General features: G+C 52.9%; 16 protein-coding genes. 7 read left to right on the forward strand and 9 right to left on the reverse strand.

Annotated features, from left to right (window positions below; all coding sequences use genetic code 11):
* Positions 1-120 precede the first annotated feature (120 nt).
* Positions 121-2,148 carry a bifunctional tRNA (5-methylaminomethyl-2-thiouridine)(34)-methyltransferase MnmC2/FAD-dependent 5-carboxymethylaminomethyl-2-thiouridine(34) oxidoreductase MnmC1 gene (mnmC, locus tag A0G03_RS09750; protein ID WP_048261184.1) on the forward strand — a complete coding sequence of 676 codons (2,028 nt, stop codon included), beginning with the start codon at positions 121-123 and terminating at the stop codon, positions 2,146-2,148.
* Between the two features lie 67 nt (positions 2,149-2,215).
* On the opposite strand, the gene A0G03_RS09755 is transcribed toward mnmC, so the two are convergent.
* The 6 genes from A0G03_RS09755 to prmB all read right to left on the reverse strand — a co-directional run bounded on the left by A0G03_RS09755 (position 2,216) and on the right by prmB (position 6,875).
* Positions 2,216-2,500: a YfcL family protein gene (locus A0G03_RS09755; RefSeq protein ID WP_048261186.1), complete on the reverse strand. Its 285-nt coding sequence runs from the start codon at positions 2,498-2,500 to the stop codon at positions 2,216-2,218.
* Positions 2,501-2,534: 34 nt separating this feature from the next.
* Entirely contained in the window at positions 2,535-3,080 is a 546-nt protein-coding gene (locus tag A0G03_RS09760) for an elongation factor P hydroxylase (protein ID WP_048261669.1), read from the reverse strand.
* Between the two features lie 28 nt (positions 3,081-3,108).
* Positions 3,109-3,909, reverse strand: a complete 801-nt coding sequence (locus tag A0G03_RS09765) for a sulfite exporter TauE/SafE family protein (protein ID WP_048261188.1) — start codon at positions 3,907-3,909, stop codon at positions 3,109-3,111.
* Between the two features lie 9 nt (positions 3,910-3,918).
* The gene (gene mepA, locus A0G03_RS09770; RefSeq protein WP_048261189.1) at positions 3,919-4,764 is read right to left on the reverse strand and encodes a penicillin-insensitive murein endopeptidase; all 846 of its coding nucleotides are present in this window, start codon (positions 4,762-4,764) and stop codon (positions 3,919-3,921) included.
* A 5-nt stretch (positions 4,765-4,769) separates the two neighbouring features.
* Positions 4,770-5,855, reverse strand: a complete 1,086-nt coding sequence (gene aroC / locus A0G03_RS09775) for a chorismate synthase (RefSeq protein WP_011094593.1) — start codon at positions 5,853-5,855, stop codon at positions 4,770-4,772.
* Between the two features lie 87 nt (positions 5,856-5,942).
* On the reverse strand, positions 5,943-6,875 hold the full coding sequence (prmB, locus tag A0G03_RS09780) for a 50S ribosomal protein L3 N(5)-glutamine methyltransferase (RefSeq protein ID WP_048261191.1): 933 nt from the start codon (positions 6,873-6,875) through the stop codon (positions 5,943-5,945).
* Between the two features lie 172 nt (positions 6,876-7,047).
* Between prmB and smrB the strand changes: the two genes are divergently transcribed.
* Entirely contained in the window at positions 7,048-7,590 is a 543-nt protein-coding gene (smrB, locus tag A0G03_RS09785; RefSeq protein ID WP_048261193.1) for an endonuclease SmrB, read from the forward strand.
* 84 nt (positions 7,591-7,674) lie between these two features.
* On the opposite strand, the gene sixA is transcribed toward smrB, so the two are convergent.
* On the reverse strand, positions 7,675-8,157 hold the full coding sequence (gene sixA, locus A0G03_RS09790; protein ID WP_048261194.1) for a phosphohistidine phosphatase SixA: 483 nt from the start codon (positions 8,155-8,157) through the stop codon (positions 7,675-7,677).
* 943 nt (positions 8,158-9,100) lie between these two features.
* Between sixA and A0G03_RS09795 the strand changes: the two genes are divergently transcribed.
* The 5 genes from A0G03_RS09795 (at position 9,101) to A0G03_RS09815 (ending at position 14,611) form a co-directional block, all read left to right on the forward strand.
* Positions 9,101-9,649: a Csu type fimbrial protein gene (locus A0G03_RS09795; RefSeq protein ID WP_048261196.1), complete on the forward strand. Its 549-nt coding sequence runs from the start codon at positions 9,101-9,103 to the stop codon at positions 9,647-9,649.
* 177 nt (positions 9,650-9,826) lie between these two features.
* Positions 9,827-10,363, forward strand: coding sequence for a Csu type fimbrial protein (locus tag A0G03_RS09800; protein WP_048261197.1), 537 nt, complete (start codon positions 9,827-9,829; stop codon positions 10,361-10,363).
* Between the two features lie 22 nt (positions 10,364-10,385).
* Positions 10,386-11,171 (forward strand): fimbrial biogenesis chaperone, encoded by a 786-nt coding sequence (locus tag A0G03_RS09805; RefSeq protein WP_048261199.1) that lies wholly within the window; start codon positions 10,386-10,388, stop codon positions 11,169-11,171.
* Between the two features lie 58 nt (positions 11,172-11,229).
* On the forward strand, positions 11,230-13,596 hold the full coding sequence (locus A0G03_RS09810; protein ID WP_048261200.1) for a fimbria/pilus outer membrane usher protein: 2,367 nt from the start codon (positions 11,230-11,232) through the stop codon (positions 13,594-13,596).
* Positions 13,597-13,600: 4 nt separating this feature from the next.
* Complete coding sequence (locus A0G03_RS09815) at positions 13,601-14,611, forward strand: Csu type fimbrial protein (protein WP_048261202.1); 1,011 nt, start codon at positions 13,601-13,603, stop codon at positions 14,609-14,611.
* Here the strand turns inward: A0G03_RS09815 and fadJ are convergent.
* Both fadJ and fadI read right to left on the reverse strand, forming a co-directional pair.
* Positions 14,604-16,799 (reverse strand): fatty acid oxidation complex subunit alpha FadJ, encoded by a 2,196-nt coding sequence (gene fadJ / locus A0G03_RS09820; protein ID WP_048261203.1) that lies wholly within the window; start codon positions 16,797-16,799, stop codon positions 14,604-14,606. The two genes, A0G03_RS09815 and fadJ, sit on opposite strands and share 8 nt — an antisense overlap.
* The gene (gene fadI, locus A0G03_RS09825; protein ID WP_048261205.1) at positions 16,796-18,109 is read right to left on the reverse strand and encodes an acetyl-CoA C-acyltransferase FadI; all 1,314 of its coding nucleotides are present in this window, start codon (positions 18,107-18,109) and stop codon (positions 16,796-16,798) included. The genes fadJ and fadI overlap by 4 nt, the downstream gene beginning before the upstream one ends.
* Positions 18,110-18,127 lie beyond the last annotated feature (18 nt).

The raw sequence follows: 18,127 nt of genomic DNA on the forward strand, positions 1-18,127 counted from the left end.
CGTACAGTTGTAAGCTGAACAAGTCCGATCAGCCGAACTATCGCGAAATTCTTGCTAAATTTGCACCACGATATTCAGCTCGTTAAAATCTCGCCATCACTTGAATAATGAGCTTTTGCCGTGGCTAACCTTCCCATCCAACACGCATCGTTAAGTTGGAACGCTCAGGGTACACCTGTATCGCAACAGTTTGATGACGTCTATTTTTCTAATCAGGATGGGTTGGCCGAAACCCGTTATGTGTTTTTGCAGGGCAATCAGTTTCCTGAAAGATTCGCCACGCACCCGCGCACAGCGTGCGTGATAGCGGAAACCGGTTTTGGCACCGGCCTGAATTTTCTCACGCTGTGGCAAGCCTTTACTCACTTTCGTCAACAGCAGCCACAAGCAACACTGCGACATCTGCATTTCATCAGCTTCGAGAAATTCCCTCTGCGTCAGCACGATCTGGCTGCCGCACACGCGCAGTGGCCGGAGCTGGCAGAATTTGCGGATGAGTTGCGTCAGCAGTGGCCGTTGGCGCTGCCAGGCTGTCACCGTCTGATTCTGGCGCAAGGCAGCATCACGCTCGATTTATGGTTCGGTGACGTCAACGTCTTACTGCCTGAACTGGATGATACCCAGAATCATCAGGTTGACGCCTGGTTTCTGGACGGCTTTGCACCCTCTAAAAACCCAGATATGTGGACGGATAACTTGTTTCAGGCGATGGTACGCCTGTGTCGTAAAGAAGGGACATTCGCCACCTTTACCGCCGCAGGCTTTGTGCGACGCGGTCTACAACAGGCGGGCTTTCACGTCAGTAAAGTCAAAGGCTTCGGACAGAAGCGGGAGATGCTGAGCGGTCTCCTTCCCGATGCACTTCCTATCACCTCGCCGACCCCGTGGTATTCACGTCCCGCGGCCAGCACGACTGACGATATTGCGATTATTGGCGGCGGCATCGCCAGCGTGCTTACTGCACTGGCTCTGCAACGGCGCGGCGCAAACGTCACGCTCTACTGCGCAGAGGCACAGCCTGCCACTGGTGCATCCGGTAATCGCCAAGGGGCGCTGTATCCTCTGCTGAATAACCGACACGATGCGGTGTCCCGCTTTTTCTCGCTCGCCTTTGACTTTGCCCACCGCAGCTACACGGCGCTGGCGCAGCAAGATCTGGAATTTGAACACCAGTGGTGTGGCGTCAGTCAGCTCGCTTGGGATGAAAAAAGCGCGCGTAAGATCGAGCAAATTCTGCAAGGGGAATGGCCGGAAGAACTGGTCGTTAGCGTGGATGCCCAACAGTTGGAAAAACAGAGCGGCCTGAATCTCGGCGTAAACGGTATTACCTACCCCGACGGCGGCTGGTTGTGTCCTGCAGAACTGACAGCCGATGCACTCAAGCTGGCACAGCAAAACGGCCTGTCGGTACAGATGAGTACTACCGTTTCCGCGCTGGAAAAAACGGATAGCGGCTGGACGCTCACCTTAAGCTCGGGTCAACAGGCCAGCCATGCCGTTGTAGTACTGGCGAATGGTCACCACATTACCGACTGGCCACAAACCCGCCATTTACCCGGCTACGCCGTGCGCGGACAAGTCAGCCACGTTCCGACTAACCCTGTACTGGGGCAATTGAAGCAGGTGTTGTGCTACGACGGTTACCTGACGCCAGTGAGTCCGCAACATCAAACGCACTGCATCGGGGCGAGCTATCTACGGGGTGAAGCGGATTGTGATTATCGGGAAGAAGAACAGCAGGAGAACCGCCAACGGTTGCTGAATTGTTTGCCTAACGCAGACTGGGCCAAAACCGTCGATGTCAGCGATGCACAGGCTCGTCAAGGCGTTCGCTGCGCGCTACGTGACCATCTACCGCTGCTTGGCGCCGTGCCAGACTATGAGCAAACGCTGGCAGAGTATGACGATCGCCTGCATCCACAGCACCGCACCAACACTGTGCCGAGCGCACCTTATTGGCAGGATCTGTTTATTATCGGTGCGTTAGGATCACGCGGGCTCTGCTCTGCCCCACTCGCGGCAGAAATTTTGGCGTCACAAATGTATGGAGAACCGCTGCCGCTGGATCGCGATACGCTAGCTGCGCTAAACCCGAATCGCTTCTGGATAAGGAAACTGCTGAAAGGCAAGCCTGTAAATCAGGATTAATGAGGAAGAGGATGTGCTGGCTTGACTAAGCCAGCACTGACAGACTGACGATGAGCACACATGAAAATCAGTGCGTACTGTTTTGTGCCTGCTGGAACAGCCGTTCCCACATCCCGTTAACCAGCACCTGATCTGGCGGTGACAGCTCACCGTTTTTGATGGCGTTATTAATGCTGTCGCTAACGCGCACATGTAGAGCTTCAAGCGTGTGTTCCCCGTTCTCTTCCGCTTCTGCGACCGACACTGTCAGATGACCGCGCAAATAGCCGCCAGCAAAAAGTTCGTCGGCGCTGGCATGCTCTACCATGTCATCAATCAGCGCCAGAATGCGCGTTTCAAATTCTGCGATCATTTCTTATCCTCAAATTTTTTGCAGTTTCCGTTCATCACAGATCGGCTGGATACGGGAAACTCGCCGCCGTCAGCGGTGGCGTATTGTAAAACGATTGTAACGCACGAATAAAGCTTGCCGGACGTGCAGGAATCCCCTCTTCCAAATACTGCATCACTTGCGTATGCACACGTCGTTGGAAATCAATACGGTCTGGCTCGCAATCACCGTTCAGGTTGTCACAGCTGACGTTAAACGGAAAACCCGCCGCAACGCAGAATAACCAGTCGAAGGCCTGAGGTTTGATTTCCACCACTTCAAATTGGCTTTGCGTCGTGGCATCGCGGCCATCAGGGCAATACCAGTAGCCGAAGTCGACCTGCAAACGCCGCTGTGGGCCAGCAATGCACCAGTGAGAAATTTCGTGCAGCGCGCTGGCATAAAAACCGTGGGCAAACACAATTCGATGATACGGAAGTTCATCATCTGCAGGCAGATAAATAGGCTCATCGTCGCCTTTTACCAGCCGGGTATTGTATTCATCGCCAAAGCAATCATTAAAAATATCAACCAGTTGTTGATAATGATGAGTCGTTGTCATGTTATCTGTTGTTATCATAAAATTGCGATCATAAAAATTGTCCCAGCCAAGCAGCAATCGCATGCCCATGGCTGTCATAAATCAGCTTGCTGCTCATGATGGCTGAAACCAGCACCAGCATAGGACGAATCAGCTTTTGCCCTTTCGTCATCACCATTTTGGCGCCAAGCCGCGCACCGAGGATCTGCCCGATAAGCATCACACCCCCGACCACCCAAACCACTTTTCCGCTGAGCATAAAAAACAACAGCCCACCGAAGTTAGAGGTAAAGTTCAGGATTTTGGCGTTCGCCGTCGCTTTTGCCAGATTGAAACCATACAGGGTGACAAAAGCCAGAGCGTAAAACGACCCAGCACCGGGGCCGAAAAAACCATCATAAAAGCCGACACAGCCGCCTGCCACAATTGCAAACGGAAGCGGTGACAGGCGACGCTGCCGATCTTCATCACCAATTTTGGGCGTGAGTAAAAAGTAGAGACCAATGCCAATAATGAGAAACGGCAACAGCTGGCGTAGAAAATCGGCGTGGATTTGCTGAATCAGCCAGGCACCAAAGGTCGAACCGACAAACGTCAGCGCAATAGCCAGTTTCTGCTCGCCCAGATTCACCGCGCGGCGACGAATGAAATACAGGCTGGCGGAAAAAGACCCACCGACAGCCTGAAGTTTATTCGTTGCCAGCACCTGTGCCGGAGATAAACCCGCCGCCAGCAACGCTGGGATCGTCAATAACCCACCGCCACCTGCAATCGAATCAATAAACCCTGCCAACGCCCCGACAAAAAACAGCACGGCCAGCATTTCTGGCCCAAGCACTAACCAATCCATCGTTATTCGTTATCTCGCGGCAAAATGTCTGTCGAGCAATGCCTGACAAGAAGGTGGCAACGGCGGCGGCGTGGTTTTCTCTGGCGCTTCGCTACTCGGTTGCTTCGGCTGGAACCAACTGGTTAACTCAGCACCGCATCCATCACCGATGGGCGGTTCGCTCTGTTCCTGACACTCCAGGCTGTCTGCCGGACAGCGCAAACGCACGTGCATATGCGCACGATGCGCAAACCAAGGACGAACTTTTCGCAGCCAGTCACGATCGTGACCCGCTTCGGCACACAGCTGCTTTTTAATCGCCGGATTGACGAAGATGCGCGTCACTTCGCTGTCCAGTGCGGCGGTTTTGATCAGGGTAGTGACTTCCGGTCGCCAAACGCGCGGGTTAACGTTAAGCCCGCTGGCGTTAACCAAATCGATAGGCTGTGGTTTCAGCAATTGTTGCTCACTCCAGCGCTGTCGGGGTAATTGCAGCCAGATGTCCACATCCAGCCCGGATTGGTGACTGGCGTGGCCGCTGCTGAAACGTCCGCCGACAGGCATTCCCATATCCCCCACCAGCACATTGCCTGACGTCGTGCGCTTCACCTCGTTGCTCAGGCGGTGAATAAACGCCAGAAGATCGGGGTGACCGAAATAACGGCGCTGATCGACGCGCATCACCTGATAATCCAGAGACTGCAACGGCAGCGGTTGAGCACCGATGATACAGCCATTGGAAAAACTACCAATTGACTGCGCCGTACCTGCGACCGGATGCGCGATCTCCTGCCAGGGCGTTTTCGCCCATGCGGCGTTCGACAACAGAGGTGCGCTTAGTGCCAGCGCGAGAACCCCGATTAACCCTTGTTTCATTATTTTTACCAGCGAGGAACCTGACTGTTCACATCCCCACACTGTGCGCGTTGGCGCAGCAGGTGATCCATTAACACAATCGCCATCATCGCTTCGGCAATCGGCACCGCACGAATACCCACACACGGATCGTGACGCCCGCGCGTGACCATTTCCGTTGCTTCACCCTGACGATTGATCGTTTTCCCCGGCACCATAATGCTGGAGGTCGGTTTCAACGCCAGATGCGCGACAATGTTCTGGCCGCTGCTGATTCCCCCCAAAATGCCACCAGCATGATTGCTCTGGAAGCCTTCCGGGGTAATTTCGTCACGGTTTTCGCTGCCACGTTTGGTGACAACCGCAAACCCATCGCCGATTTCAACGCCTTTCACCGCGTTGATGCTCATCAGCGCGTGTGCCAAGTCGGCATCCAAACGGTCAAAGACCGGTTCGCCTAACCCGACAGGCACCGATTCCGCCACGACGCTAACCTTCGCGCCAATGGAGTCGCCCTCTTTTTTCAGCGCTCGCATCAGTTCATCCAATGCGTCCAGCTTGTCGATATCGGGGCAAAAGAACGGGTTTTGCTCAACCTGTTCCCAATCTTTCAGCTCGCAGGTGACATCGCCAATCTGTGACAGATAGCCACGAACCTTCACACCGTGTTGCTGTTGCAGGTATTTCTTCGCAATAGCACCGGCAGCAACTCGCATTGCGGTTTCGCGCGCCGAAGAGCGGCCGCCGCCACGGTAGTCACGCTGGCCGTATTTTTGCTCATAAGTGTAATCGGCGTGGCCGGGGCGAAAGACGTCTTTAATCGCACCGTAATCCTGAGAACGCTGATCGGTGTTTTCAATCAACAGACCAATACTGGTCCCTGTTGTCACGCCCTCAAAAACGCCGGACAGAATCTTGACCTGATCGGGCTCGCGGCGCTGCGTCGTATAGCGGGAAGTCCCCGGACGGCGGCGATCCAAATCGTGTTGCAAATCCGCTTCCGTCAGTGGAATACCCGGCGGTACGCCATCAACAATACATCCCAGAGCAATACCGTGGGATTCACCAAATGTAGTGACGCGGAAAAATTGCCCAATACTGTTGCCTGCCATCACAACTCCTTCGCATGTGTTCTATTTCTGCCTTACCGTCTGGTCAACGACGCTAACGGTAAGGCTGATGAATATCGTTATGACCGTTTAATCACGGTAAGCGCTAAAATGATCTTTGCAATCAATCAGCTGTGATTGGGTTAGCATAAACACGCCGTCACCGCCGTTATCAAACTCCAGCCAGGTGAACGGAATCTCTGGATATTGATCGATCAGGTGCACCATGCTGTTACCCACTTCGCAAATCAGCACGCCGTCATCGCTAAGATAGTCTGGCGCACAGGCCAGAATACGACGAACCAGATCCAGACCGTCGTTGCCCGCCGCCAGCCCCAATTCAGGCTCGAAACGGAATTCCTGCGGCAGATCGAACATATCTTCTTCATCCACATACGGTGGATTGGTCACAATCAGATCATAGCGAATCGCAGGTAAATCGCGGAACAGGTCAGAGCGAATTGGCGTCACACGGTATTCCAGCTCGTGCTGCTGAATATTTTGCTCGGTCACCGCCAGCGCATCGCTGGAGATATCCACCGCATCGACTTCCGCTTCTGGGAACGCCTGAGCGCAGGCAATAGCAATACAGCCGCTACCCGTGCACAGATCCAGAATAAGGTTTGGCGCTTTTGGCAATTGCTCACCAAAGTAGTTATTGATCAACTCACCGATAGGAGAACGCGGCACCAGGACGCGTTCGTCAACATAGAATTCCAGGCCGCAGAACCAAGCCTTGTTGGTCAGATAGGCGACCGGGATACGTTCATTGACGCGGCGGATCACGCGTTCAACAATGCGCTGCCGTTCGCTAGTGATCAAACGGGACGTGTACATATCTTCAGGAATATCGAGCGGCAGATACAGGCTAGGCAATACCAGCTGTATAGCTTCATCCCAGGGATTATCCGTTCCGTGACCGTAATAGACGTTGGCTGCGTTAAACCGGCTGACAGCCCAGCGCAACATATCCTGAATGGTATGAAGTTCACTGACGGCCTCATCGACGAAAATTTTGTCCAAGGGTGTCCTCCGCAGACAGTTCTGAATTAGGAAATTGGCGCTTAGTTTGCCATGAAGCCCGCGACAAATCAGCAGATATAACCGACTGAACGCGCCCCAATACAGACTTTTATTTAGCGACAGCGGAGAGACAAGGTAAACTGATCGAATGTTGACGCAAGATGAATGAAAGATGAGTAAGAAATATTCGCTGAATGACGACGAATTGCAGCTTTTTCGCACGTCAATCACTGGCACAAAAAAGTTGCGTCAGGATACCTATACCCACAAACCGCTGCGCAGGAAAATAGGCGAATTGCCGGCAAAACGGGCATTGCAAGAACAGGTCGATGCCAGTTTTTATTTTTCCGATGAATTTCAGCCGCAGTTGGATGCAGAAGGTCCAACGCGCTATGTCCGCCCTGGCGCCAGTCATTATGAATTGAAGAAACTCCGACGTGGGGATTATTCACCGGAGCTATTTCTGGATCTACACGGCCTGACGCAGCTTCAAGCGAAACAGGAGTTGGGCGCGCTGCTGGCAGCCTGCCGCAGGGAGCACGTTTACTGCACCTGCGTGATGCACGGGCACGGCAAACATATTCTTAAGCAACAAACGCCGCTCTGGCTGGCACAGCACCCTGACGTCCTGGCTTTTCATCAGGCGCCGAAAGAATTTGGTGGGAGTGCAGCACTGCTGGTGCTGGTTGCGCTGGAAGCGCCTTCGCTTGAGTAATCTTCGTCATACTTCAAACATGACAAGGCGTGCAGCACGCTACACGCCTCATACCGCATGAATATCGAGTTTCTCAATGAGAAATCAGGGTTTCGCCGTCAGTTGTGCCGGGCTGACTTGCCAGTGCAGCACCCCATTGCCGGATTCAATGTCTACCTTGACACAAGCGATAGCGGAGGTGGCGAACATTGGAGCCGTTTCATTCAGGCATAATTCAGCAACCAGATAGCCCACCAGCGGCAGATGCGAAACAACCAGAACCGCCCCAACACCTTCTCTCGCCAGCGTTTGCAGATAATAGCTGACAAGCTGAGCATCGCCGCCGGGCGTCAGTTCATTGAGGCAATCCGCTTCTTCCGGCAAAGGCAGCGCTTTTTTCACCACGTCGAGCGTTTGCTGGGCGCGTAAATAAGGACTCACCAGAACGCGCTCAATATCGATATTTTGCTCATTCAACCAACACGCCATCTGACGAGATTCATCACGACCACCGTCGCTTAATGGCCGGACAGCATCACTCGCTGCATCAAGTACCGCATCGCCATGACGCATTATCAACACTTGCATATCACACCGCTATGTTAATGAAATATATGATGTATCTTCTATAAACCAAGCTGCATAGGTATGCATTATCCTGCGCCTGCAACTCGAATTATGTAGGGTCTAACCTGTTTTATCCCTGTAGGTTACCTGAGTTTAGCGCCCTGATAAACTCGCCTGACATCGGGTTTCTGTATGAAGCACATCCATCCCCCACTCATCTTCAGTAATTACATGATAAATAAAAGGTTTAAAGACATCCAACCGAACACATCATCTTAGAAACAGATATCCAAAAACTCAAGATGGACATTATAATCAATTACAAATAAATCAATTTATTTAACTAAAAATCAGATTAAAAACAAAAAATCAGCATAAAACACCACGAATAATACAAAAACCGATAACTTACACTCTTTTAACACATATCAATTTTGCAATATTGTTAAACAACCACTCTGCTTCTATCTTTATCTTAAATAGCGTTTTTTTTGTTCTTCACTTGATATAAACAAGGTAATTATACGGAATATAACGTCATATAATAAAAATAGATTGCTCTTCTATTTATGGATGCTCGTGCAATTCAGGATAAAGGTCGGGAGTCTCTCTGTTATTTTTATATGCTAGAAATTATTCATCACCATGGAAGAGAAAATTAGCTCCACGTTTCCTTTATAGAATTATTTTCACCATACGGAAAGTACTGAAAGTAGTAGCGATATATATTTCAGCAGTGCGACATTTTTGTGTCAGTGGTTCCGGTAATTAGGAAAGAGAATAAACCTTCTATCTTTTCCCAAACGGTTAATCCATGCCATATAAATAGCCGTACTGATTAAAACGGCTTGTTATGATTTCTTTTGTAATAGTCACTCGTAACGAGCAGTTTTCGCGAGAATCAATACACTTTCGTGAAAACACTTTCGATGAAAATATGTGAGATGCATATAAAGGAATCGTTATGAATTCTAAACGTATAACATTACCTATTCTGGCTACACTATTCACCACATTCGGCCTTTCTCCCACAGCCAGTAGCGTGACGATTAATGGTCAGATCCCCGTATCACTGGTTATTACTGCCGCCTGCACGGTCAACAATGGGGGTGGAGCCGGAACCACATGGGGAACAATCAGTTTTGGCTCCCATTCCGATCTGACGGCCAACATTGACGGTCTGGTCACCGGCGCCGGTGGCAACGGGATTACGGTCAGTTGCTCTGTCGGCACACCGGCAACATTGCGCATTGGCTCAGGTGCGAACGATACCGCATCGTTACGCAGACTCGCACCGGGTACAGGGACCTATAACGTACCTTATCGTCTATACAGTGACTCAACACGTACCACCGAGATACCACTCAATAGTGGAAGTGGTATTGCCATTACTGCAACGGGCAACCCGCAGTTGGTTCCGGTCTACGCACGTATCCTGCCAGCAGATCAAACCGTTCTATCACCGACAGCGGGCACTTATACCGACACTGTCACTGCAACGATCGAATGGTAATTTTTTACAGGCTGGCATGCTCGCATGTCGGCCTTTTTAGGGTCGCTGACCCACAAGAAAAGGAGTCGTTATGTCACTACATCTCATACACAGTGCCGTGTTTACTGCCTACTCCCTGCAGGCGACTCCGAATATGTCCCATACCGCGGTTCAGGCTAAGTAGCCATCGGTATCGCGATGCGTTCTCCGTCAGCATTAATCTTATCACTCATGCTGTTTGGCCCCCTTGTCCCTACGGTGACGATGGCGCTCACGGTCAGCAGCACATTCGATGTCACAGCAACGATACAAAAGGGCTGTGTGTTTGGCACCAGCACAGCAAGCAGTCAACCCAATATGGGTACGCTTAATTTCGGGACGCGCAGCGCCACCGCGACCAACGTGGATGTTGCCAGCGCAAGCGGAGGCGGATCGATTATCGCCACCTGCACACCTGGCATTAACGCCACCATTGAGTTGGACTACGGTGCCAATGGCGGCAGCAGTGCACAGCGTTATCTGAAAAATGCGGCAGGAACGCGGCTGTTGGCCTACCAGCTTTACCGCGATGCCGCCCGCACGCAGGTATGGGGAACGGGAGGTCTGGCGCTCAGTATCGTCTCTTTTCCGACTACTACTCAGACTTACACCGTTTATGCCCGCTATTTTGGCGGCACGCCTCTGCCTCCAGCGGGGGTTTATACCGATAACGTGACCGTCAGCCTGACTTATTAAAATAAAACGGGATAAATACAGGATGAAAAGGAAAATAACGTTTTTTATTCGGGCAATGGTCTTTTTGTTAAGTGGTATCAGCTTATCTTGCTTTGCCGCCAGTTCTATTCTCGTTTGGCCGATTTATCAGGTCATTGAATCAGATGAGAACAGTTCAGCGCTATGGCTGGAAAACAAAGGTACCGCGCCCGTCGGTTTACAAATCCGCATCATGTCCTGGAAGCAAATAGACTTTCAGGATCGTTATGCCGAACAAAGTAACGTGATTGCCACACCGCCGTTCATGACGCTGGAACCAGGTAAGCGCAATATGGTACGCCTGATTCGCGTCAACCCAGCCCCTGCTAATACTGAGCAAGCTTACCGCATCATCGTTGATGAGATTTCCACACCCTACCAACAAGATACCCCGCAGATGGGGCTGCAATTTCAGATGCGTTATCTACTGCCCTTGTTCCTTGATGGTCAAGGCGTCTGGACACATACTCGCCCCGATAAACGACGCACCAACACCGAACCAACGCTGCCCGTGCTCAGTTGGCGAGTCAGCGCAGTTGGCGGGAAAAACTATCTTTATGTCCGTAACCGAGGCGTAGTACATGCCCGCCTGAGTAACGTCTATTGGTCCGCCGACCAAAGTGGGAAAGGGAGTCGGACAACGTTAACTAACGGCTTTTTAGGCTATGTGCTACCAGGGCAAGAGATGCGCTGGCCGCTGCCCGCAGGCGTGTCCACACCGGCTGCGGCGATGCAGCTCTTCACCCACCTGATCGACATCACCGATCCCATATTGATTAAACGCGAATGATGGAGCGGTTAACGACAGAGGCGTGTTTATTGACAGTGCAGTCATGGTGAGGTCAGACATGAAGATCAACGCAGGTGTCTTGCCCCTGCTCATGTATGCCCCATTTGCGCTGCTGTATTCTGCGACGATTTTCGCGGAAGACTATACCGATCTTCCCGCCCCTCCCCGCGCCATGCCATCGGTCAGTGAATCCGTTTACTATTTAACGCTTTCTGTTAACGGGCAGAGTGATAACGCGGTTGTCCCTGTCACCTATCGTGCAGGAAACTATTATGTGGATGCAGCAACGCTGCGTTCAAATCACATCCGCCTACCGGACCAAAGCACGGGGCTCGTCAATGTCAGCGCGCTGCCAGAGGTTACCGCCGATTACGATCAGGCCATACAGCAGCTAAAGCTCACCGTGCCCATGCCCTGGCTACCCGAGCAATCCGTTGAAGGCGGAGGGCAAGACATGGCACGTTTCCCAGCCCGCAGCAGTCCCGGTTTATTGTTCAACTATAACCTGTATTACACCTCACCCCGCGGCAATTCGGATTCACTCAACAGTTGGATGGAGCAGCGCTTTTTTAGCCCCTACGGAACCTTATCCAATACGGGCGTCTACTATTTTACCTCGGGTAGCAATACTTCTCAGCAAGATGGCTATCGGCGTTTCGATACCTATTGGCGCTACAACGACAACGACCAAATGATCACTTATCAGGTTGGCGACCTGATTAGCAACTCTCTGACGTGGAGCAACTCGGTGCGTATGGGCGGCCTGCGCATCGCTCGCAATTTCGGCCTTCGCCCGGACATCGTGACCTATCCGATGTTGCAATATACCGGCACGGCCGCCGTCCCCAGCACGCTGGATCTGTTTATCAACGGCTATAAAGCGAACAGTACCAACCTGAATGCAGGCCCTTTCACTCTCACGAATACGCCTTATCTGAACGGTGCAGGGGAAGCGACCGTCATTACTACGGACGCTCAGGGGCGGCAGATTTCCACCACGATCCCTTTTTACGTCTCCAACGTATTGCTGAGAGAGGGATTAAGCGATTTCGATCTGTCCATTGGCGTTTTACGTCAGGACTATGCCATACAGAATAATTCCTATACTGACGATCCGGCCGTCAGTGGCATCTATCGATACGGGTTGACCAATAAGCTGACGGTGTCGGCGCATGGCGAAGCCGTGAAGGATTTGTATCTGCTTGGCGCAGGGGCGGATTTTACCCTAGGGCGCTGGGGAACACTGAGTTCGTCCTACAGTCAGAGCGAAAAAGAAACCACCGGACACCAATACACCGCAGGCTACTCCTACTACACCTCTGCATTCGGCCTGAGCGTTCAACATGCCAAACGCAGTGAAGAATACCGCGATTTAACGGCCGCGCTCACGGAAGGCCGCCTCAGTCGGGAAAGTAATCAGGCAACGATCAGCAGCCAAATCTTCGGTGAAGGCAATGGTTCGTTCGGCGTGGGTTATTTCGATATTCGTGCCTACGATTCAACTCGAACCCGGCTGCTGAATCTCTCTTTCAGTCGACAGATCTGGCAAGGCAGTTCTATCTACCTCGCCTTTAACAAAGCGCTGGGGGAGAACGGCTACAGCGCCCAACTCCAGTTTGTGATGCCTTTTGGTAACAACGGCAACGTCAATGCCGGTGTTCAGCGCGACAACAATGGCGATTACTCCCCACGTGTCGGAGTGAACCGTACCGCGCCGACAGAAGGCGGATTCGGCTGGAACGCCGCATACGGTGCGGGCAAAAATCCTTATCATCAAGGCTCTCTGAACTGGCGCGGCCCTTATGCCATGCTAGCTGGCGGAGTCTATGGCAATGAAGGGAGTACGACACAGTGGGGTGAACTGAGCGGTTCACTGATCTACATGAACGGGGGACTTTTCCCCAGTAACCGCATCAACGACGCCTTTATTGTTGTCGATACCGAGGGATACCCCGACGTACCGGTAAAATATGAAAATCAGTTGGTGGGGAAAACCAATAAACGCGGCCATTTACTCGTACCGTGGGTCGTGTCCAATTACCCTGCGAAAGTAGAAATCGATACGTTACAACTGCCAGCCAACGTCACTACCCCACAGGTGGAATCACGCGTGGCGGTAAAAGAAGGCAGCGGCACTGTCGTAAAATTCCCTGTTCATGCCGTGCGATCCGCCAACATCCGATTGCGCAATACGGATGGTAACCCACTCACCATTGGCACCTGGATAACAGACGAAACCAGCGGCGACACCACGATAAGCGGTTACGATGGCCTTGCTTACTTCGCCAATCTGGGAACCTCTAACCGCTTACGCTTTAAACAAGAAGATGGACGGCTTTGCCGCGTGGCGTTCTCACTGCCGGAATCACAGACCATGATGGCAACCATCGGCCCGCTTACCTGCCAGACTGACTCAAAAGGATAAAACGATGCTGACCCCGATACCGCAGATCAAGCAACTCTTCGCCACCAATCGGCGGGCCGCCCGTTGGCTACATTTGGCCTTCCTGCTGATGGGGTTGTATTACGCGCCTTTTAGCTATGCAGCCTGTACAACGCCGCCCAGTAATACCCCGTTGGGGCCTTATGGCTCTTCGGTGGTCGGCGTTAACGGTACGCCACAGATCGTGGCATCGGGAAGTGGGTTTCGCTGCACGGGGAGCGTGTTGAGTTTAGCCAGTACCAATACCATCACCGCCACAATACAGAGTGATAGCAACCCCAGCGGCACCACCATGCGGATGCGCAGGGGGACAAGCTCAGACTATGTTCCCTACAGCCTGTGCATGGATTCTGGCTGCGGTACGCTCTATAACATCAACTCAACCTACACGTGGACTCGGACGACCTTTCTGGACATATTGGGCCTGTTCAACTCCACTGACGGCACGATGCCGATCTATATCCGCACCAGTATAGGCAACAACATTTCCGCGGGGACCTACACCGACACAGTGACCATCAAATGGGATTACCGACTTTGTGCGCTGGGTGCATTAGGCCTCTGCGTTTACGATGAAGGATCAACGACCTCAACGCTCAATATCACCATGACCATCACCAATGATTGCCAGATCACCAGCGCGCCGAATATCAGCTTTGGTGTTGCGGCGTTTCCTGCCGATTTCGCGGCGGTCAATAATAGCCTTGGCGTTCGCTGTACGCTATTGGGCGCGTATACCGTCAAACTCGTCAGTAACCATCCCGACGATGCCAACTGGCGCAGAATGACGGCAACCGTTAACAGTACGGATTACTACTTGCAATACCAGCTCTACCGTACCGGGAACGTCGCCTGGACCGAGACTAACGATTATAGCGGAGCGGGAACGGGGATTACGCAGAGTATCCCGTACACCGCCCGCATTAACGCCAGCCAGGCCAGTAAACCGGAGGGCGCATATAAAGATACCGTCACGATTAACGTCACGATCAACTAGTGCTACTGTCTTCATCGGCTGGCGGATAGAACGTCCGCTGGCCTTCCCGCATCGTGAGCAAACGTTCGCAGGGTGCGAACCGATCGCCATACTGTTGTTGCAGTACCCGCAGCGTCTTCACTACCGTTTCCATCCCCAGACGATCCATATAGTGGAATGGGCCGCCGAGGAAAGGTGGGAAGCCAATACCAAATACTGCGCCGATATCACCGTCACGAGCGCATTGAATCACGCCTTCATCCAGACAACGCGCCGCCTCATTCAACATCATCATCACGGCACGCTGGCTGATTAATGCAGGATCGAGATGCGCCTTCGGCGTCACATCCAACAGCGGATAAACCGAGCTGTCGACTTCTTTCCCCGTGTGCCAGAAACGGCGCGTTTTATTGTATCGGTAGAATCCTTTGCCATTCTTGCGCCCTTTACGCCCGTCTTTCAGGATCGCATCAAACGCTGGCGGGGAGGTAAAGCGATCGCCGAGTTCTTCACTCAGTACCGGAACAATTTTGGTCGCGACATCAATACCGACTTCATCCAGCAGCGCGAGCGGGCCAACGGGGAAGCCAAAACGCACCAGCGCAGAGTCAATCGATTCAATCGGCTCCCCTTCCAGCAGGCAGTAAGCCGCTTCGTTGATGTAAGGCGCCAATATGCGATTCACATAGAAACCCGCGCTGTCGCTCACGACGAGCGCAATTTTCCCCTGCTTTCTCGCTAGGGAAACCGTCGTCGCAACCGTCTCCGCGCTGGTGTGCGCATGGGGAATGACCTCTACCAACGGCATTTTATCTACCGGGCTAAAATAGTGCAGGCCAACAATCTGCTGGGGATGGCGCGCGCCCTCCGCGATCTGATGGATCGGCAATGAGGAGGTATTTGACGCGAAAATAGTGTGCGGCGCGGCATGATCTTCAATCTCCGCCACCATCTGCCGCTTCAGCGCCAGATCTTCAAAAACCGCTTCAATGACGATATCCGCATGTTCAAAACCACGATAGTCCGTACTACCAGAAATCAACGTCATCAAGCGCTGGCGCTCCGTCGGCTTCATTCGTTTGCTCTGAACACGCTTGGTCAGCAATTGCCAGTTGTACTTCAACGCATGGTTAATGCCCTGCTCATTGATATCTTTAATGCGAACAGGCAACTGTCCGCGCGTCGCAGTGACACTGGCGATTCCCCCTCCCATCAACCCGCCACCGAGAATGCCAACACGATGGATCGGCTTCGCGTCAGAGGCTGCGCCGGAAGTTTTCTTTAACGCATTCGAGGCAAAGAACAGGTGGCGTAGTGCGGCAGATTCCGGCGTCATCACCAGCTTACCGAACGCTCGCGCCTCCTGCCGATACCCGTCCTCACGGCCTTTCTCTATTCCTCGGCGTACCACCTGAATGATCTTTTCAGTGGCAGGATAGTTGCCATGTGTTTTCGCGCGGGTCTTGCGTTTCACCATTTTGAAAAGCAAATGGCGAATGCCTGGGCTACTCAGCAGACGCGAACGCCAGCCCAACGGCACCACCTTCCTTTTGCCTTTTTTGAGAATCTCGACTGCCGTATCCAGCAGGATATCGTGTGGAACTGCCTCATCCACCAGCCCTTGCCGCAGCGCCTGACTCGCACGGAGATGGCGACCAGTCAGAATGAGATCCAGTGCGCTATCCAGACCAATCAAGCGTGGCAAACGCTGCGTTCCTCCTGAACCAGGAAGGAGGCCAAGCTGCACTTCCGGTAGCCCCAGCACCGTCTTATCATCCAGCGAGCAAACGCGATAGTCGCAGGCTAATGCCAACTCCAACCCACCGCCCAAACAGGCACCGTGAATCGCTGCCACCACGGGGAAAGGCAGCGCTGCAATCTGATCAAACGTTTCCTGCCCTTGCTTCGCCAGATTTTCGGCCTGCTCGGCGCTACTGCACTGGTTCAACATGGTGATATCCGCCCCAGCGATAAACGAATCAGGCTTGGCGGAAATAAAAATTAGCCCTCTGAGCGTCGCATGCTGCCGCGCCAGCTCGAAGACCGAGAGAATTTGTTCTGCAAATTCACTTTTTAGCGTGTTCACCTTCTCGCCGGGGACATCAATACTGATCACACCGATGTTGTCCGGCCGGATTGTGAGGGAAAATGCAGACGGGCTTTCCGTTGTAGGTGATGCTGTAACGGAGAAAGGCTGTTGATCGTTCATGGCGTCACCTCCAGTACCATCGCCGCGCCCAACCCACCCGCCGCGCAAGCGGTGGTTAACCCCAGCCCGCCACCGCGACGGCGCAGTTCATTCAGCGTTTGAGTAATCATCCTCGCGCCAGTGGCGGCAAAAGGATGCCCATAGGCGATAGAGCCACCCAGCACGTTGAATTTGGCACGATCCACCTCGCCCAGCGCAGCGTTTCTGCCCAATTGATTCCGAGCAAACTCATCGCTGGCAAACAGCTTCAGATTTGCCAGCGTCTGGGCGGCAAAGGCTTCGTGCATGTCAATTAACGTTAGATCAGCCAACGTCACACCGGCCCTTGCCAGCGCAAGTGGAGAAGCATATGCCGGCCCCAGCAACATATCTCGCTGCACACCGATGGCGCTGAATGCATAGCTGCGCAGATAGCCTAGTGGCGTAAGTCCCAGACTTTTGGCCTTGGATTCACTCATCATCAAGACTGCTGCCGCACCATCCGTTAGCGGTGTGCTATTCGCCGCCGTTACCGTACCGTGCCGACGATCGAACGCCGGACGTAAGCGGGAATACTGCTCTATGGCGGAGTCATGACGCACGTTGTTATCTTCACTCAGTGCCTTCTCATAAGGAGGAACGTAAGCCGTCATCACTTCATCCCGCAGCACGCCAGATTCCCAGGCCTGTGCTGCCAGTTTGTGCGAACGATGTGCCAGTTCATCCTGTTCTTGACGCGTGATGCCGTAAGTTTTTGCCATCTGTTCTGCGGTATCGCCCATACGCAGCCCGGTGGAATACTCCGCTACGGCGGGCGCAACTGGGAGCAAGTCTTTTGGACGCAAGCCGCTTAACAGCTTCAACTTCTGGCCCAACGTTCGAGCCTTATTCATATCCACCAGCGTTCTGGCCAGCGCTTTACTGACACCAATCGGTAGCACCGAAGAGGAATCCGCGCCCCCGGCAATACCGACTTCCACCGTCCCCGCCATAATGCTTTCCGCCACATTAGCGACAGCCTGAAAGCTGGTAGCACAGGCGCGGGAAACGCTATACGCATCGGTATGCACGCTCATGCCCGTGCCGAGCACGATCTCTCTGGCGATATTCGGCGCTTCGGGCATTTGGACCACCTGCCCGAACACCAATAGCTCGATCAGCTCAGGATCGATACCGGTTCGAACCAGTAACTCACTGGTGACAAGCTTCCCTAATTCGATGGCAGGTACGCCATGATAGGCCGTTGCCTGCCGGGCAAATGGGGTGCGTAATCCGCTCACGAACGCAATGCGATCGCCACGGCGGGTTATCAGAGGTAATACCTCGCTCATAAACGCTCCTGTTAACCT

The organism is Pectobacterium peruviense (genome assembly GCF_002847345.1).
GTDB lineage: Bacteria > Pseudomonadota > Gammaproteobacteria > Enterobacterales > Enterobacteriaceae > Pectobacterium > Pectobacterium peruviense.